The 19908-nt window shown below is 69.7% G+C and carries 21 protein-coding genes; 14 read left to right on the top strand and 7 right to left on the bottom strand.

Going from position 1 to position 19908, the window contains the following annotated elements:
* Window positions 1-118 precede the first annotated feature (118 nt).
* Window positions 119-475, top strand: a complete 357-nt coding sequence (locus Q0C81_RS03995) for an opioid growth factor receptor-related protein (protein ID WP_291833941.1) — start codon at window positions 119-121, stop codon at window positions 473-475.
* A gap of 4 nt (window positions 476-479) precedes the next feature.
* Here the strand turns inward: Q0C81_RS03995 and Q0C81_RS04000 are convergent, their stop codons facing one another.
* Entirely contained in the window at window positions 480-1469 is a 990-nt protein-coding gene (locus tag Q0C81_RS04000) for a DNA topoisomerase IB (protein WP_291833882.1), read from the bottom strand.
* A complete protein-coding gene (locus tag Q0C81_RS04005) occupies window positions 1466-1810 on the bottom strand; it encodes a hypothetical protein (RefSeq protein ID WP_291833885.1) in 345 nt (114 codons plus the stop codon). Before Q0C81_RS04005 ends, Q0C81_RS04000 begins: the two co-directional genes overlap by 4 nt.
* 74 nt (window positions 1811-1884) lie before the next feature.
* Between Q0C81_RS04005 and rlmJ the strand changes: the two genes are divergently transcribed.
* The gene (gene rlmJ / locus Q0C81_RS04010) at window positions 1885-2703 is read left to right on the top strand and encodes a 23S rRNA (adenine(2030)-N(6))-methyltransferase RlmJ (RefSeq protein ID WP_291833887.1); all 819 of its coding nucleotides are present in this window, start codon (window positions 1885-1887) and stop codon (window positions 2701-2703) included.
* Between the two features lies 1 nt (window position 2704).
* Here the strand turns inward: rlmJ and Q0C81_RS04015 are convergent, their stop codons facing one another.
* Window positions 2705-3007, bottom strand: coding sequence for an antibiotic biosynthesis monooxygenase (locus tag Q0C81_RS04015; RefSeq protein WP_291833890.1), 303 nt, complete (start codon window positions 3005-3007; stop codon window positions 2705-2707).
* 135 nt (window positions 3008-3142) lie between these two features.
* On the opposite strand from Q0C81_RS04015, the gene Q0C81_RS04020 reads away from it, so the two are divergent.
* Entirely contained in the window at window positions 3143-3832 is a 690-nt protein-coding gene (locus Q0C81_RS04020) for a type 1 glutamine amidotransferase (protein ID WP_291833893.1), read from the top strand.
* 72 nt (window positions 3833-3904) lie between these two features.
* On the top strand, window positions 3905-6385 hold the full coding sequence (locus tag Q0C81_RS04025; protein WP_291833896.1) for an ATP-binding protein: 2481 nt from the start codon (window positions 3905-3907) through the stop codon (window positions 6383-6385).
* Here Q0C81_RS04025 and hemF read toward each other — a convergent pair.
* Window positions 6351-7226, bottom strand: a complete 876-nt coding sequence (gene hemF, locus Q0C81_RS04030) for an oxygen-dependent coproporphyrinogen oxidase (RefSeq protein WP_291833899.1) — start codon at window positions 7224-7226, stop codon at window positions 6351-6353. The genes Q0C81_RS04025 and hemF overlap by 35 nt on opposite strands.
* A 213-nt stretch (window positions 7227-7439) precedes the next feature.
* Here hemF and Q0C81_RS04035 point away from each other — a divergent pair, with 213 nt between their 5' ends.
* Window positions 7440-8708, top strand: coding sequence for a dipeptidase (locus Q0C81_RS04035; protein WP_291833902.1), 1269 nt, complete (start codon window positions 7440-7442; stop codon window positions 8706-8708).
* On the opposite strand, the gene Q0C81_RS04040 is transcribed toward Q0C81_RS04035, so the two are convergent.
* The 3 genes from Q0C81_RS04040 to Q0C81_RS04050 are packed head-to-tail and all read right to left on the bottom strand — an operon-like array spanning window position 8709 to window position 10957.
* Window positions 8709-9674, bottom strand: coding sequence for an aspartyl beta-hydroxylase (locus tag Q0C81_RS04040; protein ID WP_291833905.1), 966 nt, complete (start codon window positions 9672-9674; stop codon window positions 8709-8711).
* Window positions 9662-10462, bottom strand: a complete 801-nt coding sequence (locus Q0C81_RS04045; RefSeq protein ID WP_291833908.1) for an aspartyl/asparaginyl beta-hydroxylase domain-containing protein — start codon at window positions 10460-10462, stop codon at window positions 9662-9664. Before Q0C81_RS04045 ends, Q0C81_RS04040 begins: the two co-directional genes overlap by 13 nt.
* Before the next feature lie 45 nt (window positions 10463-10507).
* Window positions 10508-10957, bottom strand: a complete 450-nt coding sequence (locus Q0C81_RS04050; protein ID WP_291833911.1) for a tRNA (cytidine(34)-2'-O)-methyltransferase — start codon at window positions 10955-10957, stop codon at window positions 10508-10510.
* 196 nt (window positions 10958-11153) lie between these two features.
* On the opposite strand from Q0C81_RS04050, the gene petA reads away from it, so the two are divergent.
* The 9 genes from petA to Q0C81_RS04095 all read left to right on the top strand — a co-directional run.
* Complete coding sequence (petA, locus tag Q0C81_RS04055) at window positions 11154-11693, top strand: ubiquinol-cytochrome c reductase iron-sulfur subunit (RefSeq protein WP_291833914.1); 540 nt, start codon at window positions 11154-11156, stop codon at window positions 11691-11693.
* Between the two features lie 17 nt (window positions 11694-11710).
* Window positions 11711-13009: a cytochrome b N-terminal domain-containing protein gene (locus tag Q0C81_RS04060; RefSeq protein ID WP_291833917.1), complete on the top strand. Its 1299-nt coding sequence runs from the start codon at window positions 11711-11713 to the stop codon at window positions 13007-13009.
* An 8-nt stretch (window positions 13010-13017) separates the two neighbouring features.
* Entirely contained in the window at window positions 13018-13896 is an 879-nt protein-coding gene (locus Q0C81_RS04065) for a cytochrome c1 (protein WP_291833919.1), read from the top strand.
* 132 nt (window positions 13897-14028) lie between these two features.
* The gene (locus tag Q0C81_RS04070) at window positions 14029-14616 is read left to right on the top strand and encodes a DUF1579 domain-containing protein (protein ID WP_291833924.1); all 588 of its coding nucleotides are present in this window, start codon (window positions 14029-14031) and stop codon (window positions 14614-14616) included.
* 76 nt (window positions 14617-14692) lie between these two features.
* On the top strand, window positions 14693-16342 hold the full coding sequence (locus tag Q0C81_RS04075) for a M28 family metallopeptidase (RefSeq protein WP_291833927.1): 1650 nt from the start codon (window positions 14693-14695) through the stop codon (window positions 16340-16342).
* 223 nt (window positions 16343-16565) lie between these two features.
* The gene (locus Q0C81_RS04080) at window positions 16566-18188 is read left to right on the top strand and encodes a M28 family peptidase (protein ID WP_291833929.1); all 1623 of its coding nucleotides are present in this window, start codon (window positions 16566-16568) and stop codon (window positions 18186-18188) included.
* Window positions 18185-18574 (top strand): RidA family protein, encoded by a 390-nt coding sequence (locus tag Q0C81_RS04085; protein WP_291833932.1) that lies wholly within the window; start codon window positions 18185-18187, stop codon window positions 18572-18574. The genes Q0C81_RS04080 and Q0C81_RS04085 overlap by 4 nt, the downstream gene beginning before the upstream one ends.
* Before the next feature lie 43 nt (window positions 18575-18617).
* Window positions 18618-19046, top strand: a complete 429-nt coding sequence (locus tag Q0C81_RS04090; protein ID WP_291833935.1) for a thiol-disulfide oxidoreductase DCC family protein — start codon at window positions 18618-18620, stop codon at window positions 19044-19046.
* A partial coding sequence (locus Q0C81_RS04095) for a saccharopine dehydrogenase NADP-binding domain-containing protein (protein WP_291833938.1) occupies window positions 19043-19908 on the top strand: 866 nt, incomplete at its 3' end. The genes Q0C81_RS04090 and Q0C81_RS04095, both read left to right, overlap by 4 nt.

The raw sequence follows: 19908 nt of genomic DNA on the forward strand, positions 1-19908 counted from the left end.
GGCCTAGGAGGCGACGCTGACCGCATCGACGCCCTCCGTACTCGCCTTCCTTGAGGGCGAAGGGACCGATGCGCGCGGGCGCACGATCTTCGACGTCCTGGCGTTCGACGATGCGGCGCTGGAGAACACCCACGATTTCATCCAGTGGCTGTTCCCGCTGACCGAGCCCTCGTCCGCCGTGCCGGAATCGCCCGTGCTCACCGAGGACGAGGCCACGGCCATCTGCGACTCGGTCATGGCCCAGTGCACCCTGGCGGCGGCCACGGACCGGATCGCCGCCTTCTACCGCAACAACGACCATTGGCTGAAGGCGGCGGACCACAACCACCTGCGCATCACCCGCATCATCCGCGCCCTGCGCCGCCTGCGCGGCGACGAGGAGGCGGAGGCCTTCCGCGCGGCCATCCTGGCGAAGGTGACGACGACCGGCGCGCCGGTCGGTCTTCGCAGCCGCGGCTACTGGATGACGGCCTGAGAGCTCATCGCAGGGCCCGGATCAGGGCGGCTTCGAATCCCTTGGCGTCCGGGCCGGGCAGGGCGGCCAGGCCTCCGGCCTCGAACATCTCGAACACCTTCGGATGGACATAGGACGACCGGCAGACCGTCGGCGTATTGCCCAGCAGGCCGGAAACGGCCCTCACGCAGACGGTGATCTTGCGCTTGGCGTCGGTGGGCGAGGTCGGGGTCTCCGCCTCCCTCAGCGCCCGTGCCGCCGACACGGTCCCCGCCCAGGTGCGGAAGTCCTTGGCTGAAAAGGCCTCGCCCATGGCGTCGCGGATATAGGCGTTCACATCGTCCGACGTGATGGGGCACAGGTCGCCATCGGCGTTGCGGTATTTGAACAGTTGCTGGCCCGGCAGGTCACGCAACGACCGGACCACGGTCGCCAGCCGCCGGTCGCGCACCTTCACCTCATGCTCCACCCCGCTCTTGCCCTTGAAGGCGAAGGTCAGGGCGGCGCCCTCCAGTTCCAGATGCCGCTTGTGCAGGGTGGTCAGACCGTAGGACCGGTTCTGCTTCGCATATTCGGCGTTGCCCACCCGGATCAGGGTGATCTCCAGCAGCCGTACGGCGGTGGCCAGCACCTTGTCCCGTGTCATGCCGCGCCTAGCCAGGTCGGCCTCGACCCGCGCCCGCAGTTTCGGCAGCGCCTTGGCGAAGGCGGGCAGGCGGTCGAACTTGCTCTCCGAGGCGTGGCGGCTCCAGTCGGGGTGATAGCGGTACTGCTTGCGGCCCTTAACGTCCCAGCCGATGGCCTGGATGTGGCCGTTGGCGCGCGGGCAAATCCAGACGTCGGTCCACGCCGGCGGGATGGCCAGCATCCGGATACGGTCCAGCGCCTTGATGTCGGTGATGCGCTTGCCGTCGCGATCCAGATAGCGGAACCCTGTGCCCGACTTCCGGCGAGAGAAGCCGGTCGCCTCGTCGCTGCACCAGGTCAGGCCCTCGGGCACATCGACGTGGGTCACACCCCGACCTCGGGCAAGGTCTCGCGCAGTCCGTGGATCCAATCCCGCGCGGCGTCTCCGCCCCACAGCCGCCAGGCGATATAGCCGGCCGAGGGCTTGTCCTTGTTGTTCCAGTCCCGCCCGTGCTTGTCGACGACGTGGCGGGCGAAACAGCTGTACGTCGACCTGATGTCCCGATCGCTCAGGATCTCCTGCCTCATCAGCTGCTCGGCCCGGCGCACGCCGACCTCGGCGCCGCCGCGCTTGTGCTCGCGGCGCAGCTCCAGTCCTCGCTCCGCAGCGTCCGCGACGGCCTTCGGAGGGGGGCGGTTTTCGTCGGACAGGACGGGGTGTTCGATCATGGCGAACTCCAACGACGAGCGAACGAAGGCGGTTCCTCTTGACCGCGCGGGCGCGGAGGCGGAGGGCAGGGGGCATGAACTATCGCCACAGCTTCCATGCCGGAAATTTCGCCGATCTGGTCAAGCACGCTCTCGTGCTCTGGCTGCTCGACCGCCGCCGCGCCACCGGCCCCGTGACGGTGATCGACACCCATGCGGGGGCCGGGGTCTACGACCTCAGCGGCGACGGCGTGCGGTCGAAGGAAGCCGAGGCAGGCATCGCGCGTCTGATGGCCGCCAATCATCGTCCGCCCCTGATCGAGGCCCTGGCCAGGGCGGTCAGCGAACTGAACCCGCACGGCGGCGCGCGCCTCTATCCGGGCTCGCCCCTGCTGATCGCTCGCCGGCTCGGCCGCGACGACCGCTATATGGGCTTCGAGCTGAACCCACCGGTGCTGGAGCTGCTGACCGCGGCGCTGGAGCCCTTCCCCCAGGCGACCGCCCGGGGCGGCGACGGCTATGATCAGGCGCGGGCCGAGGCGGCGCATGCGTCCGGCGCCCTGGTCCTGATCGACCCGCCGTTCGAACGGCCCGACGACTATCAGCGCGCCGCTGACACCGCCGCCGCCATCGTCCGCGCCGATCCCCGCGCCATGGTCGCGGTCTGGACCCCGCTGAAGGATCTGGAGACCTTCGACGGCTTCCTGCGCCGGCTGGACGAGGCGGGCGCCAAGCGGGTGCTGGTCGCCGAGGCGCGCCTGCGGCCGCTGACCAATCCGATGAAGATGAACGGCTGCGCCATGGTCGTGCTGAATGCTCCCGCCGGGGCGGAAGACGCCGCGCGCCAGATCTGCGACTGGGTGGCCGGCACGCTGGGCGAGGCCGGGGCCAAGGCCGAGGTCTGGACGGCGTAATTTAGTCGATCACTTCGCCGGGCTCGTACAGGTGCGGCTCGAAGGTCGCGATGGCCATGATCGGCTCCATCGCCTTGGCCACCCCGGCGGTCCGGGCCATGGCCTTCCAGTCCTCGCGTGTGCGCCAGACCGCATAGACCGCCGCCACCTTGCCGTTCAGGCCCCGGTGCAGGGTCGCCGAGATGAAGCCCTCGGCTCCGCGCTGGGCGGCGACCATCACCGCCAGATGTTCCATCAGCAGCGCCTGCTTTTCAGGATCGCAGCGATAGACGTTGATGAGCACTATGGGATCAGCATCGGACATGGCGCGTCCTCTAGACCAGTTTTGCTTCAGGTTTGTACGGTCTGAACCTAAAGAATCCTCTCTCGCCCAACGACGGGAGCGGCGTCTTGTCTGTCCGGCCAGCGAGGCCATATCGGGTGGCCCGTGGAGAGCCGAATGACCCGTATCGCCATCCTGAAGACCGGTGCGCCGCCGCCGGCCCTGGCCGAAACCCATGGCGACTATCCGGCCATGTTCGGGACCCTGCTGGGCGACGGGTTCGAGACCACGGTATTCGACGTGCGGCAGGGCGAATGGCCCGATCCCGTCGGCTTCGACGGCGCCGTCATCACGGGCTCGGCGGCCGGGGTCTATGAGGACGACGCCTGGATCGGCGCCCTGCTGGACTGGATCCGTCTGGCCCGGGGCGAGACCAGGCTGGTCGGCGTCTGCTTCGGCCACCAGGCCATGGCCCAGGCCCTGGGCGGCCGTGTCGAGAAGTCGGACCGGGGCTGGGGCGTCGGCCTGCATCGCTACGACGTGGCCGCGCCGGCGCCGTGGATGACCCCCGCCGCCGCCACGGTCGCCATCCCCGTCTCGCATCAGGACCAGGTGGTCGCCATTCCCGGCGACGCCCTTGTCACCCTGAGCAGCGCCTTCACCCCCTACGCCGGCCTGGCGTGGGGCGAGGACGCCATCAGCTTCCAGGGCCACCCCGAGTTCACCCCCGCCTACGCCTCGGACCTGACTGCCGGGCGGTGCGGGCGGATCGATCCGGTGCTGGTCGACCGGGCGCTGGAGACCCTGGCCCAGCCGAACGACCGGGCCCTGGTCGCGGACTGGATTCGCGGCTTTCTCGCGCTGTAAATCTTACTCAAGGAATGCGTGCGAATACGGAGGGACATGTGCCTTTCCCGGTTCGCGCTTACGATTGCAGCAGTGTTCGCCGTCCTCGGCGCCGCTCCCGCGTTCGCACAGCCGGACGCCCGGGGGGCGGACGACGGGATGCAGCTGGCGGCCTTCGTGGAGGCTCGGGCCTCCTCGACCACCTTCGCGGCGCTGGAGGCCTTCGGCCATGACGCCATGCGGCGCACCGACCGTGAGGGGCTGAACCGGCTCTACCACGTCACCTGGACCATCCTGAACCAGGGCGAGTTCGAGCGCGCGGCGGTATGGAACGCCCGGCTGGAGGCCGCCGCCCGCCGTCGCCGCGACGCTCGGTACATCGACATCGCCCACCTGAACGCCCTGACCATCCGCTACGATCAGGGCGAGGGCGCCGTGGCCGCGGAGATGAACCGCATGGCCGCCTCCGGCCGCGACTGGTTCGTGCGCGCCCACGCCGCCCGCCTGACCGCCCTGTGGATGATCGACAACGCCCGCGTCGGGGAGGGCCTGCAGCTGTTGAGCCAGGCGGAGGCCGACATTCCCGCCAACGACCCCTTCGCCGCCACCGCCCGCGCGGGCATCTGGGAGGTGGCGGGCATGGGTCTGAAGGCGCTCAACGACGTCAAGGGCGCCGCCGACGCCTTCCGCAAGTTCGAGATCGACTATTCCACTCCGGCCTATCCGCGTCCGGATTTCGACAGCCTCTACAACCTGGCCATGATGGCGGTGAAGGTGGGCGAGATGGACCGCGCCGCCCGCTTCTACGCGGCCCACAACCGGCTGGCCCTGCGTTCCGACCTGCCGACGCTGAAGATCTATGACGCCAGCCTGTGCGCGACCGTCGCCGACGCCCGCCAGGCGCCGCGCGCGGTGCTGGCCTGTCTGGAGCCTTACGGCGAGGACCTCGGCGAGGCCGCCTTCCTGGCCCGGGACGCCCTGCCGCTGCGCGCCGTCGCCCGCGCCCGCACCGGCCAGGCCGCCGCCGCCCGCCGGGACCTGGAGACGCTGCGGCGGCTCGAGGCCGGCGTCGGTGAACAGTCGAACGTGGATCAGGTCGAGGCCGAGGTGCTGTTCGCCGAGGGCCGACCCGAAGAGGCTTTCCGCATCCTGCGCGCCCATATGGCGGCCCAGGAGACTTCGGCGGCCCGAAGCTTCAGCGCCGGCATCCACCAGGTCACCGGCAACATGCAGCAGCAACTGGCCGAGCGCCGCCGCCAGCTGGAGATGGCCCGCGCCAACACCCGGCTGCAGCTGACCGTCACCGTCATCGTCGTCCTGTTCCTGCTGTGCGCCGCCGCGGCGCTGGCGTGGCAGTGGCGGCTGGGCCGGTTCCTGCGCGACGCCCGCCGCCGCGCCGAGGAGGCCAACCGCGCCAAGAGCGAGTTCCTGGCCAATATGAGCCACGAGATCCGCACGCCTCTGAACGGCGTGGTCTCCATGGCCGACTCGCTGGCGCGCCGCGATCTCGATGCTCAGGAGCGCGAGATGGTCGAGCTGATCCGCTCGTCCGGGGCGACCCTGGAGCGCCTTCTGTCCGACATCCTCGACAGCGCCAAGATCGAGTCCGGGCAGGTCACCCTCGAACCGGTCGCCTTCGATCTGGAGCAGACCGTCGGCGACGTGGCGGCCCTGTGGCGGGTCAAGGCCGAGGACAAGGGCGTCGCCCTGAACGTCGACTTCGACCCGGCCCTGTCCGGCTTCGTCGAGGGCGACGCGGTCCGCCTGCGCCAGGTCCTCAACAACCTCGTCTCCAACGCCCTGAAATTCACCGCCGAGGGCGAGGTCCGGATCGCCGTGCAGGCGGTCGAGGACGGCCGCGCCGTCTTCCGTGTCAGCGACACCGGCGTCGGCTTCGACGCCGAGCTGAAGGGCCGCATCTTCACCCGTTTCCAGCAGGCCGACGGCTCGATCACCCGGCGCTACGGCGGCACGGGCCTGGGCCTGGCCATCTCGACCGCCCTGGTCGATCTGATGGGCGGCGCGCTGGATTGCGACAGCACGCCGGGCGAGGGCGCGGCCTTCTGGTTCGAGATCGCCCTGCCGCCGGCCGAGCCGGTCGCCGCCGAGGCGGCCGCGCCCGCCGACACGATCGACGTGGCCGCCACGCCCCTGCGCATCCTGCTGGCCGACGACCACCCCGCCAACCGCAAGGTGGTCGAGATCATGCTGGCCGCCACGGCCATGGAGATGGTCGCCGTCGAGGACGGCCGTCAGGCGCTGGACGCCTTCGCGGAAGGCGGCTTCGACCTAGTGCTGATGGACATGCAGATGCCGGTGATGGACGGTCTGAGCGCCACCCGCGCCATCCGCGCGCTTGAGACCGACCGGGGGCTGCCGCGCACGCCCGTGGTGATGCTGACCGCCAACGCCATGGCCGAGCATGTCGCGGCGGGCCGCGCCGCCGGCGCCGACGGCCACCTGACCAAGCCGGTCACCCTGGCCAGTCTGTTCGAGGCGATCCGCAGCGCCCTGGACCCCGAGGGGCCGGGCGGTCAGATCAGGGCCACTTCACCACGGGCGGCATCGAGCTGAGGATCGAATCGACGTTGCCGCCGGTCTTCAGGCCGAAGGTGGTGCCCCGGTCGTACAGCAGGTTGAACTCGACGTAGCGCCCGCGCCGGACCAGCTGTTCCTCGCGCTCCTCCGCCGTCCAGGCCTCGCCCATCCGGCCCGCCACGATCCGCGAATAGACGTCCAGGAAGGCCTCGCCCACGTCGCGGGTGAAGGCGAAGTCGCGATCCCAGCCGCCGCTGTCGTGATGGTCGTAGAAGATCCCGCCGGTGCCGCGCGGCTCGTTGCGGTGGGGCAGGAAGAAATACTCGTCGCACCACGCCTTGAACTTGGGATGCCAGCTGGGATCGTGGGCGTCGCAGGCGGCCTTCATGGCGGCGTGGAAGGCGACGGTGTCGGGCGCATCCTCGCGCCGGTCCACGTCCAGCACGGGCGTCAGGTCCGCCCCGCCGCCGAACCAGCTCTTGGTCGTGGCGATGAAGCGGGTGTTCATGTGCACCGCCGGAACCCGCGGGCTCACCGGATGGCAGATCAGGCTCACGCCGGTGGCGAAAAAGCGCGGGTCCTCCGCCGCGCCCGGCACCGTCTTCGCATAGTCCGCCGGGAAGGTTCCGTGCACGGTCGAGACATGAACGCCGACCTTCTCGAACAGGCGGCCGTGCATCATGCCCATGACGCCCCCGCCGCCCTCCTTGCGCTCCCACGGGGTGCGCACGAAGCGGCCGGGCTCGCCGGGGAACAGGTCGGCGGGCGCCTGGTCTTCCAGGGCCTCGAACCCGGCGTGGATGCGGTCGCGCAGGGTTTCGAACCAGGCCCGGGCTTCGGTCTTCTTCTGGGCGAGGGGATCGGCGGCGTCGGTCATGGCGGCTTCCTAGACCATTTTTGCTTCAGGTCGCTTCGACCTGAATCCAAAAAATGGTCCAGCATCAAACTGGAGCGAAATCTGAGCCGAGCCGGACTTCGTCCAACTCGACCGATTTCGCTCTAGGCCCCCGTCGCCTTCAACGAAAGTGCGGCCCGTTGACCGCCCCCGCAACTCTGCCACTGTCGCCGCTTCGTTTTTGGGGAACCGTCCATGATCCGCACCGTGCTTCTGGCCGCCGTCGCCCTGTCCGCCGTCGCCCTCCCGGCGCTGGCCCAGTCGGCGGCGCAGACCGATCCTGGCGAGGCGCGCGCCCGGCGCATCCTGGACGGCACGCCGCTGATCGACGGCCACAACGACCTGCCCTGGGCCCTGCGCGAGAGCCACGGCAACGACCCCTACGCCGTCGACCTGACCCACGACCTGCGCGCCACGACCAAGCTGCACACCGACATTCCCCGCCTGCGCGCCGGCGGCGTGGGCGGCCAGTTCTGGTCCGTCTACGTCCCGGCCGACCTCAGCCCGACCGTGGCCGCGCGCGAGACCTGGGAGCAGATCGACACGGTCCGCCGCATCGTCGCCGCCCATCCGGATGTGTTCGAGCTGGCGACTACGGCGGACGACGTCGTCCGCATCCACGGCGAGGGCCGCATCGCCAGCCTGATCGGCATCGAGGGCGGTTATTCGATTGACGATTCGCTGGGCCTGCTGCGCGAGTTCCAGGAGGCCGGGGTCCGCTACATGACCCTGACGCACTCCAAGACCACGACCTGGGCCGACAGCGCCACGGACGCGCCGAAATGGGGCGGCCTGTCGCCGTTCGGCGAGCAGGTGGTCAAGGAGATGAACCGCATCGGCATGATGGTCGACCTCAGCCACGTCTCCGAGGACACCATGCTGGACGCCATGCGGGTCTCGGAGGCGCCGGTGATCTTCTCCCACTCCTCCGCCCGCGCCGTGACCAACCGGACCCGCAACGTGCCCGACAATGTCCTGCGCCTGATGCCCGAGGACGGCGGCGTGGTGATGGTCACCTTCGTGCCCGGCTTCGTCAGCGCCGCCCAGATGGCGTGGAACCAGGAGTTCGCGCTCGAGGCCGACCGTCTGGGCGTCGATCCGGGGGCGGAGACCCCTGACCCGCGCCTGCTCGCCTGGGCCGAGGCCCACCCCCGGCCCCGCGCCACGATCGCCGACGTGGTCGCCCATATCCAGCATGTCCGCGACGTGGCGGGTATCGACCATGTCGGCCTGGGCGGCGACTTCGACGGCGTGGACAGCCTGCCGGACGGCATCACCGGGGTGGACGCCTATCCGCGCATCCTCGCCGCCCTGATGGCCAACGGCTGGACCGAGGCCGACATCCGCAAGCTGGCGGGCGAGAACGTCCTGCGCACCATGCGCGCCGTCGAGGCCGTGGCCGCCGCCAAGCGCGCCGAACGCCCCAGCCTGGCCGCGCCGCTGGCGGGCGGGGCGCCGGAATAGCTAGTTCGAGCGCGCGTCCTCCAGCCGCTCGTAGGCCGGCTGCATCCACCGCTCCGCCAGCGCGCGCAGGCCCTCCGGCGCGGACTGGCGCTTGGCTTCTGCGTCGGCGGTGAACGGCTGGTCGCCCTGTTTGGGATTGCGGCCCGAGGCGGCGGTCAGGCGCGCGATCTCGTCGGGCGTCGGCGTGATCCCGAAATGGGCGGCGACCTCACCCCAGGTCGCGCCAGGCAGTTCGCCGTAGTCGACCAGCAGGCCGGGCGCCCGACCGTGCGCCTCCAGCCCCGCCGCATAGATCGCACCCAGCACCCGGGCGGCGTAGGCGTCCGCATCCGGCTCGGCGTCGATCCCGAACAGGGACGCCGGCAACAGGCCCGGCACGGTGTGCACCCCGCGCTGGCCCAGGGCGCTGACCAGCACTTCCACCGGATCGCGGTACAGGAAGACCCAGGGCGTCTCGGGGAAGGCCTCGCGGATCAGGTCGTGCTGCAGGGTGTTCCAGGCGTCGAACTTGACGAACAGCCGGCTCTGCCCGGGCGCCCGCGCCTGACCCAGCGCTCCGACCATGGCGCGCAGCAGGGCGACCTGCCGCTCGCGGCCCAGCCGCTCGCCCGCCCGGATGAGGCTGTCCACCGGCCCCGGCTCCGACAGCACCAGCGCCCCGTCCAGCCGACCCAGCAGATGCGCCAGCAGGGTCGAACCGCAGCGCGAGACATGGAAGATGAAGCCGGTCGGCGGGACGCCCGGACTGCGCCCGACCCAGGTCTCCAGTTCCGCCAGCGTCGTTCGCCGCCTGAACAGCGTGTTGGCCGGATGGCGCATCAGCCCGGTGAAGGTGTCGTCCAGGAAGGCCTCGGTGAAGCGCGGGGCGTCGCACCAGATCCATTCCACGACCGACGCCTCGACATCGGCGTCGTCCCAGAAGATGCGGCCGGGCAACCAGCCGTCCAGCATGGTCACTTCATCCATTGGTCGTTCCAGCGTCGGCGTTCGGCCGTCAGGGCCTCGCGCACGGCCTCGGCGGTGAAGGGCAGGCCATGCGCCAGGCCCAGCCGCACGGTCTCCTCGACGAACAGCTCGCGGTCGGTGGTGTCGCGCAGGTCGCCGTGCAGGGCGGGTTCGGCCGCGACCAGCGCCCGGAACCGCTCCAGATTGGCCCTGGCTTCGTCAGCCCCGACCTCCGGCTCCACGGACCGGAAGGGATCGTCGGCCTCGAAGGGGATCCGGTCGCGCAGCCAGTCGTTGACGCCCACGTCGATAACCAGATGGATGCGGTCGGTCGCGCCGCCGTTGACCACCCGGTGCGGCTGGCTGAGGTCCAGATACCAGGTCTCGCCCGGCGCCATGACCACCCGCCGGTTCCGCAGGTGGAAGCTGACGTCGGGGTTGGTGACCACGGGCACGTGCAGCCGGGCCTCGCCCCGGTCGTAGCCCAGGTCGTAGTCGCGATGCTCCCGGATGACCCCGCCAGGCCCCAGCCGCAGCAGCCGCACCGACCGCAGCGGACAGTCCAGCGTCGCCAGCACCGCGCGGACACCGGGACAGAGATCCAGCAGGGGCGTGTCGGCGAAGGCCTCGGCCGTCGCCACCAGGCTGTCGGCGCCCTGCGCCGGACCGCGCAGCACCAGTCCGCTCCAGTCGCCGTCGTAGAAGCCCCGATTGAAATGCGGAATCCAGCCCTCGGCCGACAGGGCGTCGAGATCGGCCGTCAGGGCCGCGGCGTCGAAGGTGAGGGGCAGCCGGAAGCGGTCGATCATGCCCGCAGATTGTATTGGCTGTTCCGGCTCGCGCGTCCAGACGCTTCAGGGCAGGCCGTCGGTCTGGCGCAGCGCTTCGAACAGGGCGATTCCCGCCGACACCGACAGATTCAGCGACCGGGCCTCGGGCCGAAGCGGGATCACCACCCGTTCGTCGGCCGCCGCGTGCACGAAATCAGGCGCGCCCGTCGGTTCGCTGCCGAACAGCAACACATCGTCCGGCCTGAACGCGAAGCCGGGCAGGGGCGTCGCGCCCTTCGTCGTAAACAGCACCAGCCGCCCGGCGCCCCGATCACGCTGGAATTCGTCCCAGCCGGCGTGCCGGGTCATATGGCCGAGGGGGCCGTAATCCAGCGCAGCACGCTTCATCGCCCGGTCATCCAGACGGAAGCCGGTGGGTTCGATCACGTGCAGTTCGACGCCGAAACAGGCGCTCAGCCTGATGCAGGCGCCCACGTTCTGCGGAATGGCCGGTTGAAAAAGGGCGAGACGCATTCTAAGGCCCTCATACGCGCGGCCCGGGGGCTTGTCGCGGCCTGTTTTGCGACCGTTTCGCAAGAAGCGTCAGCAACTTGCGGCTTTCCGCCGCAAACTCGGGCCGGGCGAGATTTCCGGGTTTCCGCTAATGCATTCATGCCGTGACCGCCATGCTCCTTCCCGGGCGTGGAATGCGGCGTACGAGGAGTGAGACGTGGCCGAATCGGTCGTTGAAGGCGAAGGCGGCGACGCCACCCGCCGGGACTTCATCCATATCGCCGCCGGCGCGGCTGCGGTCGGCGCGACCGCCATGGTCGTCTGGCCGTTGATCAATTCGATGAACCCCGCGGCCGATACCCTGGCCCTGGCGTCGATCGAATTCGACATGACCAAGGTCCAGGAAGGCCAGCAGGTCGTGATCAAGTGGCAGGGCAAGCCGGTGTTCGTGCGCTATCGCAGCCCGGCCGAACTGCAGCGCGTGATCGCCGACGATCACGCCAGCGACCTGAAGCAGCCGCAGACCGACGCGGAACGCACCAAGCCGGGCCACGAGAAGTATCTCGTCGTGCTGGGCAACTGCACCCACCTGGGCTGCGTCCCGACCTTCGGCACCGGTGACTTCGGCGGCTGGTTCTGCCCCTGCCACGGTTCGCACTACGACGCCTCGGGCCGCATCCGTAAGGGACCGGCTCCGGCCAACCTCGTGGTGCCGGAGTATGACTTCGTGTCCGACACCCGCATCAAGATCGGCTGAGGACGGATAAGAGAACGATGAGCGATCACGAATCCACCTACGTCCCCAAGACCGGCGTCGAGAAGTGGCTCGACACCCGTCTTCCGATCGTCCGCTTCGGCGCGGACTACATGTCGCTGCCGACGCCGAAGAACCTGAACTACTGGTACACGTTCGGCGCCATCCTGGCCCTCTGCCTGGTCACGCAGATCGCGACCGGCATCATCCTGGCCATGCACTATGTGCCGAACACCGAACTGGCCTTCGCTTCGGTCGAGCGCATCATGCGTGACGTCAACGGCGGCGACCTGATCCGCTACACCCACGCCAACGGCGCCTCGATGTTCTTCATCGCGGTCTACCTGCACATGCTGCGGGGCCTCTACTACGGCTCCTACAAGGCGCCGCGGGAGATGATCTGGATCGTCGGCTGCGTGATCTTCTTCCTGATGATCGCCACCGCCTTCCTCGGCTACGTCCTGCCGTGGGGCCAGATGTCCTACTGGGGCGCCGAGGTCATCACCAACCTGATTGGGGCCATCCCGGTCGTCGGCGAGCCGATCCTGATCTGGCTGCGCGGCGGCCCGGCGATCGACAACGCCACCCTGAACCGCTTCTTCTCGCTGCACTACCTGCTGCCGTTCGTCATCGCCGGCTGCGTGGTCCTGCACCTGTGGGCCCTGCACCACGCGGGCCAGAACAACCCGGTCGGCATCCTGATCCCGAAGGATCGCGCCAAGAAGGACATGGTCCCGTTCCACCCGTACTTCACGGTCAAGGACGGCTTCGCCATCATCCTGTTCCTGATCCTGTTCGCGGTGTTCGTCTTCTTCATGCCGAACGCCCTGGGCCACGCCGACAACTACATCCCGGCCAACCCGCTGCAGACCCCGGCGCACATCGTGCCCGAGTGGTACATGCTGCCCTTCTACGCGATCCTGCGCGCGGTCCCGGACAAGTTCGGCGGCGTGCTGGCCATGTTCGGCGCCATCGGCGTGCTGTTCATCCTGCCGTGGCTGGACACCTCGAAGGTGCGCTCGATGCGCTACCGCCCGACCATGAAGATCTTCTTCGTGATCTTCGTCGTCGTCGGCGTGATCCTGGGCTGGTGCGGCGGTCAGCTGCCGGACGCCGCGGTCGTGCCCGGCATGCCCAGCTTCACCCTGATCGACGGCAAGCTGAACAGTTACCTGTGGCTGACCCGCCTGGCGACGCTCTATTACTTCGCCTTCTTCTTCGTGATCCTCCCCTGGGTGGGTCTGAAGGAGAAGCCGCTCCCGATCCCGGCGACCATTTCGGAACCCGTCCTGTCGGGCAGTGACGAGCACAAGGGCTGATCGCGACCATGATGACCCTCAAGACTCCGATGCGCTCCATGAAGAAGACCCTGGTCCTGATCGCCGCGGCGGCCGGCCTGACCCTCGCCGCCGGCCCCGCGCTGGCGGAAGGCGGCGGCCACCACCTGCGTGACGGCGGCTTCTCGTTCGACGGTCCCTTCGGGACCTTCGATCAGGGCCAGCTGCAACGCGGCTACAAGGTCTACCGCGAGGTCTGCGCGTCCTGCCACAGCATGGACCTGATGCATTTCCGCACGCTCGCGGAACCGGGCGGTCCCTTCTACGACGCGCACCAGGCCAGCCCGGCCGAGAACCGCTTCGTCAAGGCGCTGGCCAAGGAAGTTCAGGTCGCGGACATCGACACGGAAACCGGCGAGCCGGTGATGCGTGACGGCACCGCCGCCGACCGCTTCCCGCACCCGTATCCGAACGCCACGGCCGCCGCGGCGGCCAACGGCGGCGCGGCCCCGCCCGACCTGTCGGTGATGGCCAAGGCCCGTCACGGCGGCGCGAACTACATCTACTCGCTGCTGACCGGCTACCACGCCGTGCCGGAGGGTCTCACGATCCGTCCGGGCCAGAACTACAACGCCTACATGGCCGGCGACCTGACGCCGTTCTGGACGGGCGACGCGAAGCACGTGCCGGCCGGCGGCTTCATCGCCATGCCCGCGCCGCTGCGCGCCGGCCAGGTGACCTATGACGACGGCACGGCCCAGACGGTCGACAACTACGCCAAGGACGTCGCCGCCTACATCGCATGGGCCTCGGATCCCAAGCAGGTGGCGCGCAAGCGGGCCGGCGTCGGCACGCTGATCTTCCTGCTGCTGTTCGCGGGCGTGACCTACCTGTCCTACCGCCGCATCTGGAAAGGCGTCGCCCACTAAGGCGCCCTCCACAGACTGACATGATCGACCCGCCGGAGCCCGCGCTCCGGCGGGTTTTTCATTTCCGTCTCCAGTGCGTTGCCAAGATTGGAAAAGAACTTTATAATACAAAGTGAAACCAAGGAGGTCTCCATGATCCGCCGTCTTCGCTCCGCGTCCGCCGCCGCCCTGGCCGTGTTCGCCCTCTCCACGGCGGTTCCCGCCGCCGCCCAGGTCGCGCCCAGCCCGACGGGCAGCCAGGCCCAGCGGACCGCCGTCGGCGCGCTCGACTTCCTGGACGGCGAGTGGCGCGGCGAGGCGGTGATCAACATGCCCGGCGGCCGCCTGGTCCTGACCCAGACCGAACGCGTCGGCTCCCTGCTGGGCGGTTCGGTCAAGGTGATCGAAGGGCGGGGTTACGCCGCCGACGGCGCGACCGGCTTCAACGCCCTCGCGATCCTCTCATGGGACGAGCGGGCCGGACGCTACGGCTTCCGCAGCTACGCCAACGGCTACAGCGGCGACTATCCGTTCGAGCGCACCGAGGACGGGTTCCGCTGGGAAACGCCCGCCGGGCCGAACGCGAAGATCCAGTACGTCGCCACCGTCCGCGACGGCGTCTGGCATGAGGTCGGGGACTATGTCGCCGACGGTCAGCCGCCCCGCCGCTTCATCGAGATGCGCCTGACCCGCGTCGGCGACTCGACCTGGCCCGCCGGCGGGGCCGTGTCGCCGCAGTAGGCGGCGCCTGATCGACAGCCACCGAACGGTGCCCTACGGTCCGCCCCCTGTTCAAAAGGCTGAGGGTGTCCCGAGCATGCGTTTGTCCGTCTCTGTCGCCGCGCTGGTCGCCGGCGCGCTCCTGTCCGTCGCGGGCGCCGCCGGCGCCCAGACCCCGATCTTCGACACCGGCCGGCTGTCCGAGCATGTCCGCGTGCTGTCCGACGACAGCTTCGAGGGCCGGGGCATCGCTACGCCCGCCGAGCAGAAGGTCATCGACTACCTGAGCGCCCAGTACGCCGCCGCCGGCTTCCAGCCGGGCGGGCCGAACGGCCAGTGGACCCAGGACGTGACGCTGAACCGCTTCACCGCCTCCAACATCCGCGCCGGCTTCAAGGTCGGCGACACCGCCATCCCGCTGACCCAGGGCCAGCAGATCGTCATCTCCACCCGTCTGCCCAGCCAGCACACCATGCTGATGGACAAGCCGCTGGTTTTCGTCGGCTACGGCATCGACGCGCCCGAGCGGCAGTGGAACGATTTCAAGGACGTGGACGTCCGCGGCAAGGTCATCGTCGTCCTGGTCAACGACGCCGACTTCGAACAGCCGGAGCTCAACACCTTCGGCGGCCGGGCCATGACCTACTACGGCCGCTGGACCTACAAATACGAAGAGGCGGCCCGCAAGGGCGCCGCCGGCGTCATCATCGTCCACGAAAGCGCGCCCGCCTCCTATGGCTGGGCCACCGTGACCAACAGCTGGTCGGGGCCGCAGTTCGACATCGTCCGCGCCAACGCCGCCGCCGAGCGCGTGCCCATGGAGGCCTGGCTGCAGCGCGACGTCGCGGTCGAGCTGTTCCGCGCCGCCGGCCAGGATTTCGAGGCCCTGAAGGTCGCCGCCCGCAGCCGCGATTTCCGCCCGGTCGAACTGACCGGCGCCACCTTCAGCGGCATGTTCGACGTCGCATCGACCCAGGTCACGACCCACAACGTCATCGCCCGCCTGCCGGGCACGACCCATCCGGACGAGACCGTCCTGTTCACCGCCCACTGGGACCACATCGGCGTCGGCGCGCCGGACGCCGAAGGCGATACGATCTTCAACGGCGCGGTCGACAACGCCACCGGCACCGCCGGCCTGCTGGAGCTGGCCCGCGCCTTCGGCGCCGGTCCGCGGCCCCAGCGCTCGATCGTCATGATCAGCTTCACCGCCGAGGAAAGCGGCCTGCTGGGCTCGGAATACTATGCGTCCAACCCGGTCTATCCGCTGGCGACGACGGTCGGCGGCTTCAACGTCGATTCGATGAACGTCTACGGCCGGGTGAACCGCTACGGCATCACCGGCTACGGCCAGTCGGACCTGGACGAGCGCATCGCCGCCGTGGTCGAGACCCAGGGGCGCACCATCCAGCCGGACGCCAACCCGGCCTCGGGCGGTTACTTCCGCTCCGACCACTTCCCGTTGGCCAAGCGCGGCGTGCCGATGACCTACGGCGGCTCGACCGGCGACTTCCGCGACGAGCCGATCGCCGAGCGCCAGGCGTCCCGGTCCGAGTACGGCCGCAGCCGTTATCACCAGGCCGCCGACGAATGGTCGCCCGACTGGGATCTGCGCGGCCAGGTCGAGGATCTGCAGGTCCTCTATTCGGTCGGCCGCGACCTGGCGAACAGCCGCGTCTGGCCGCAGTGGAAGGACGGCTCCGAGTTCGGACCGGCCCGCGCCGCGACGGCGGCCCAGCGGCGGTAGAGACCCCGCGTTTCCCTCCCCCTTGTGGGGAGGGATGTCGGCGCGTCAGCGACGACAGGGTGGGGTCCATATCCGAGCGCTCGGTTCCCCACCCGTCTCGCTTCGCGAGCCACCCTCCCCAGAAGGGGAGGGAGACGGCGCTGACATGACAAAAATGTAAGGAGCGGTCCTTCGGGGCCGCCCTAGAGTGCGCGCCATCAAATCGGGGGATGGAGCCTACTCAATGTTTCGCAAACTGACGGGCGGCATCGCCCTCGCCGCCATGCTTCTGGCGGCCGGCGCCGCCGGGGCCCAGAGCTTCTCGGCCGAGCGCATCAGCAACGACATCCGCACCATCAGCGCGGACGAATACCAGGGCCGGTATCCCGGCGCCGAGGGCGAGCGCATGGTGCTGGCCTGGCTGCAGGGGCAGTACGAGGCCATGGGCCTGCAGCCCGGCGGCCCGAACGGCCAGTGGCTGCAGCCGGTCGAACTGAAGCGCTACACCCCGGTCGCCGGCGGCACGGCCAGCTGGACCGGCCCGGACGGCCAGTCGCACCCGCTGACGGTCGGAACCGACATCGTCCTGCGCGCCGTCACCAACGACGGCCGCGCCTCGATCCGCAATGCGGGCCTGGTCTTCGCCGGCTACGGCATCACGGCGCCCGAGCGGAACTGGGACGACTACGGCGACCTGGACGTGCGCGGCAAGGTCGTGGTGGTCATCGCCGGCGAGCCGGACGGCGAGCGGTTCAACGGCGAGTACGCCACCAACTACCAGTCGGGCGCCTACAAGGCCGACGAGGCCTTCCGCCGCGGCGCGGTCGGTGTCGTCACCCTGGTCCCCATGGCCGCCTCGTCGCCCCAGTGGCAGGGCGCCATGCGCGGCGCGGGTCGCACTCGCACCCTGACGCCCGGCGCGGCGAACCTGGAGTTCTCGGGCGCCATCAACCACGACCTCGCCTTCGCCCTGGCCGCGGCGGCCGGGCTGGGCATGGACAGCTTCGCCAACACCGCCGGCGGGTCGTTCAAGGCCGTGCCGCTGAACGGCGTCACCCTGTCGCTGGACATCTCGGAGACCATCGACACCCTGGTCACCCACAACCTGCTGGCCCGCATTCCCGGGACCGAGCATCCGGAAGAGACCATCATCTATTCGGCCCACTGGGACCACGTCGGCGGCGCCGCCCAGCACCCCAATGTGACCGGCGACAACATCTGGAACGGCGCCTGGGACAACGCCTCGGGCACCATCGGCGTGCTGGAGATGGCGCGTCAGCTCAGCCAGGCCCCGCGCCCGAAGCGCTCCATCGTCTTCGCCCACATGGCGGCCGAGGAGATGGGTCTGCTGGGCGCCTACGGCTACGCCGCCGATCCGGTCTATCCGCTGGAGACGACGGTCGCGGACATCAACATCGACATGCTGCCGCTGTCCGGTTCGACGCGCGACATTCCGATCTTCGGCAAGGGCCAGAACGATCTGGAAGACCGGCTGGAGGCCCTGGCCGCACCGCTGGGCCGCTACGTCTCGGACGACCACATGCCCGAGGAAGGCTTCTACTACCGGTCGGACCACTTCCCCTTCGCCCGCATGGGCGTGCCGGCGATCATGCCGTGGCACGGCTGGGACTGGGTCGAGGGCGGCCGTGAAGCCGGCGAGGCCGCCTGGCGCGCCAAGTTCGCGGCCGACTATCACAAGCCCTCGGACGAATGGTCGGCGGACTGGAACCTGACGTCGGCGGTCGAGAACCTGACCCTGCTCTACCACCTGGGTCTGGACCTCGCGAACAGCAACGACTGGCCCGGCTGGAAGCCGACCTCCGAGTTCGCCCAGGTGCGCGCCCGTTCGGACGCCGCTCGCCAGTGACGGTCAGCATCCGCCCTCTGACCGGCGACGGCTCGCCGCCGGCGGAGGGCGAATACGCCCAGGCCTGTGAAGTCAGCGGGGCGACCCGCTGGCTCTATCTGTCCGGCCAGATCCCGGTCGCGCCGGACGGGTCGCTGGCGCCCGACTTCATTGGCCAGTGCGAGCAGGTCTGGGACAATCTGGAGACCCAGCTGCGCGCCGCCGGCATGACGCTGGACAATCTGGTGAAGGTCACGACCTTCCTGTCCGACCGCGCCTACGCCCTGGAGAACCGCGAGGTCCGCATCCGCCGTCTGGGCGGCCGCCAGACCGCGCTGACGGTCATCGTCACCGGAATCTTCGACGAGGCCTGGCTGGTCGAGATCGAGGCCGTGGCGGCGGCGTAAGGTCGCCTTGTGGGGCTTCGCCAATCGCCCCACAGTCCGCCCCATGAGCCGCTGGTCGCCGCAGCCCGCACCGCAGGAACCCGACGGCCTGATCCTGTTCGACGGGGTCTGCGTCTTCTGCTCGCGCTGGGTCCGGTTCGTGATCGACCATGATCCTGAGGGGCGGTTCCGCTTCCTGCCGATCCAGTCCGTGGCCGGGCGGGCGCTGGCGATGCGGTACGGCATCGACCCGGAGGCGCCGCAGACCAACGCCGTGGTCCTGGACGGACGCATCTTCTTCAAGTCGGACGCGGCGCTGAGTGTGCTCGGCGTGCTCAGGGACACGCGGCCGTTGGCGGTCTTGAAGGCGGCGCCCCGGGTGCTGCGCGATCCCGTCTACGACCTGATCGCCAAGAACCGCTACGCGATCTTCGGGCGGACGGAGACCTGCATGGCCCCGTCGGAGGCCGACCGGGCGCGCTTCCTCGCATGACCACAGTTCTCGTGATCGGAGCGGGCGGGGTGTTCGGTTCGCGGCTGGCCGATGGGCTGCTGCGGCACGGCTTCGGCGTGGTGGTCGCGGGGCGGGACCGGGCGCGCGCCGAAGGCGTGGCCGCGCGGCTGAGGGCGGCCTTCCCGGAAGGGCGGGTCGAGGTCGCCGTCATGGACACCGCGACCCTGACCCCGGAGACGCTGAAGGCCACGGGGGCGACCGTCGCCGCCGACATGGCCGGGCCGTTCCAGGGCGCGCAGCCGACGACGGCGCGGGCCGCCATCGCGGCGGGCCTGAATTACGTCGACCTCGCCGACGGCCGGGACTTCGTGAAGGCCTTCCCCACGCTGGACCAGGCGGCGAAGGCGGCGGGCGTCGTGGCCCTGACCGGCTGCAGCTCGACCCCGGCCCTGTCCAACGCCGTGCTGGACCGGCTGACCGAGGGCTGGCGCGAGGTGGTCTCGGTCGAGGCCGCCATCTCGCCGGGCGCGCGGGCGCCGAAGGGCCTGTCGGTGATGCAGGCCATCCTGTCGTGGCTGGGACGGCCGGTCATGGTCTTCGACGGCGGCGTCTGGACGATGCGGCGGGGGTGGAGCGGGCTCTACAAGCGCGACTTCGGCAAGGCCGGACAGCGGAGGGTGTCGCTGTGCGAGACGCCGGATCTGGACCTGTTCCCCGCCCGGTTCGAGCCACGCGAGCGGGCGCTGTTCCTGGCCGGGATGGAACCGTGGCCCCTGCATCTGGAAGGCTGGCTTCTCGGTTGGCTGGTCAGCCTGTTCCGCTTCGATCCCGTACCGCTGGCCAAGCCTCTGCTGGCGCTGGCCGGGCTGCATTCCGTCACGGGTTCGGACCGGGGCGCGAT

Source organism: Brevundimonas sp. (assembly GCF_023259385.1).
Taxonomy (GTDB): Bacteria; Pseudomonadota; Alphaproteobacteria; order Caulobacterales; family Caulobacteraceae; genus Brevundimonas.

What these genes read in the sequence shown, in the direction of transcription:
- Q0C81_RS04005 (WP_291833885.1), bottom strand. Translation starts at nt 1,810, where the DNA reads ATGATCGAACACCCCGTCCTGTCCGACGAAAACCGCCCCCCTCCGAAG.
- rlmJ (WP_291833887.1), top strand. Translation starts at nt 1,885, where the DNA reads ATGAACTATCGCCACAGCTTCCATGCCGGAAATTTCGCCGATCTGGTC.
- Q0C81_RS04015 (WP_291833890.1), bottom strand. Translation starts at nt 3,007, where the DNA reads ATGTCCGATGCTGATCCCATAGTGCTCATCAACGTCTATCGCTGCGAT.
- Q0C81_RS04020 (WP_291833893.1), top strand. Translation starts at nt 3,143, where the DNA reads ATGACCCGTATCGCCATCCTGAAGACCGGTGCGCCGCCGCCGGCCCTG.
- hemF (WP_291833899.1), bottom strand. Translation starts at nt 7,226, where the DNA reads ATGACCGACGCCGCCGATCCCCTCGCCCAGAAGAAGACCGAAGCCCGG.
- Q0C81_RS04035 (WP_291833902.1), top strand. Translation starts at nt 7,440, where the DNA reads ATGATCCGCACCGTGCTTCTGGCCGCCGTCGCCCTGTCCGCCGTCGCC.
- Q0C81_RS04040 (WP_291833905.1), bottom strand. Translation starts at nt 9,674, where the DNA reads ATGGATGAAGTGACCATGCTGGACGGCTGGTTGCCCGGCCGCATCTTC.
- Q0C81_RS04045 (WP_291833908.1), bottom strand. Translation starts at nt 10,462, where the DNA reads ATGATCGACCGCTTCCGGCTGCCCCTCACCTTCGACGCCGCGGCCCTG.
- Q0C81_RS04050 (WP_291833911.1), bottom strand. Translation starts at nt 10,957, where the DNA reads ATGCGTCTCGCCCTTTTTCAACCGGCCATTCCGCAGAACGTGGGCGCC.
- Q0C81_RS04060 (WP_291833917.1), top strand. Translation starts at nt 11,711, where the DNA reads ATGAGCGATCACGAATCCACCTACGTCCCCAAGACCGGCGTCGAGAAG.
- Q0C81_RS04065 (WP_291833919.1), top strand. Translation starts at nt 13,018, where the DNA reads ATGATGACCCTCAAGACTCCGATGCGCTCCATGAAGAAGACCCTGGTC.
- Q0C81_RS04070 (WP_291833924.1), top strand. Translation starts at nt 14,029, where the DNA reads ATGATCCGCCGTCTTCGCTCCGCGTCCGCCGCCGCCCTGGCCGTGTTC.
- Q0C81_RS04075 (WP_291833927.1), top strand. Translation starts at nt 14,693, where the DNA reads ATGCGTTTGTCCGTCTCTGTCGCCGCGCTGGTCGCCGGCGCGCTCCTG.
- Q0C81_RS04080 (WP_291833929.1), top strand. Translation starts at nt 16,566, where the DNA reads ATGTTTCGCAAACTGACGGGCGGCATCGCCCTCGCCGCCATGCTTCTG.
- Q0C81_RS04090 (WP_291833935.1), top strand. Translation starts at nt 18,618, where the DNA reads ATGAGCCGCTGGTCGCCGCAGCCCGCACCGCAGGAACCCGACGGCCTG.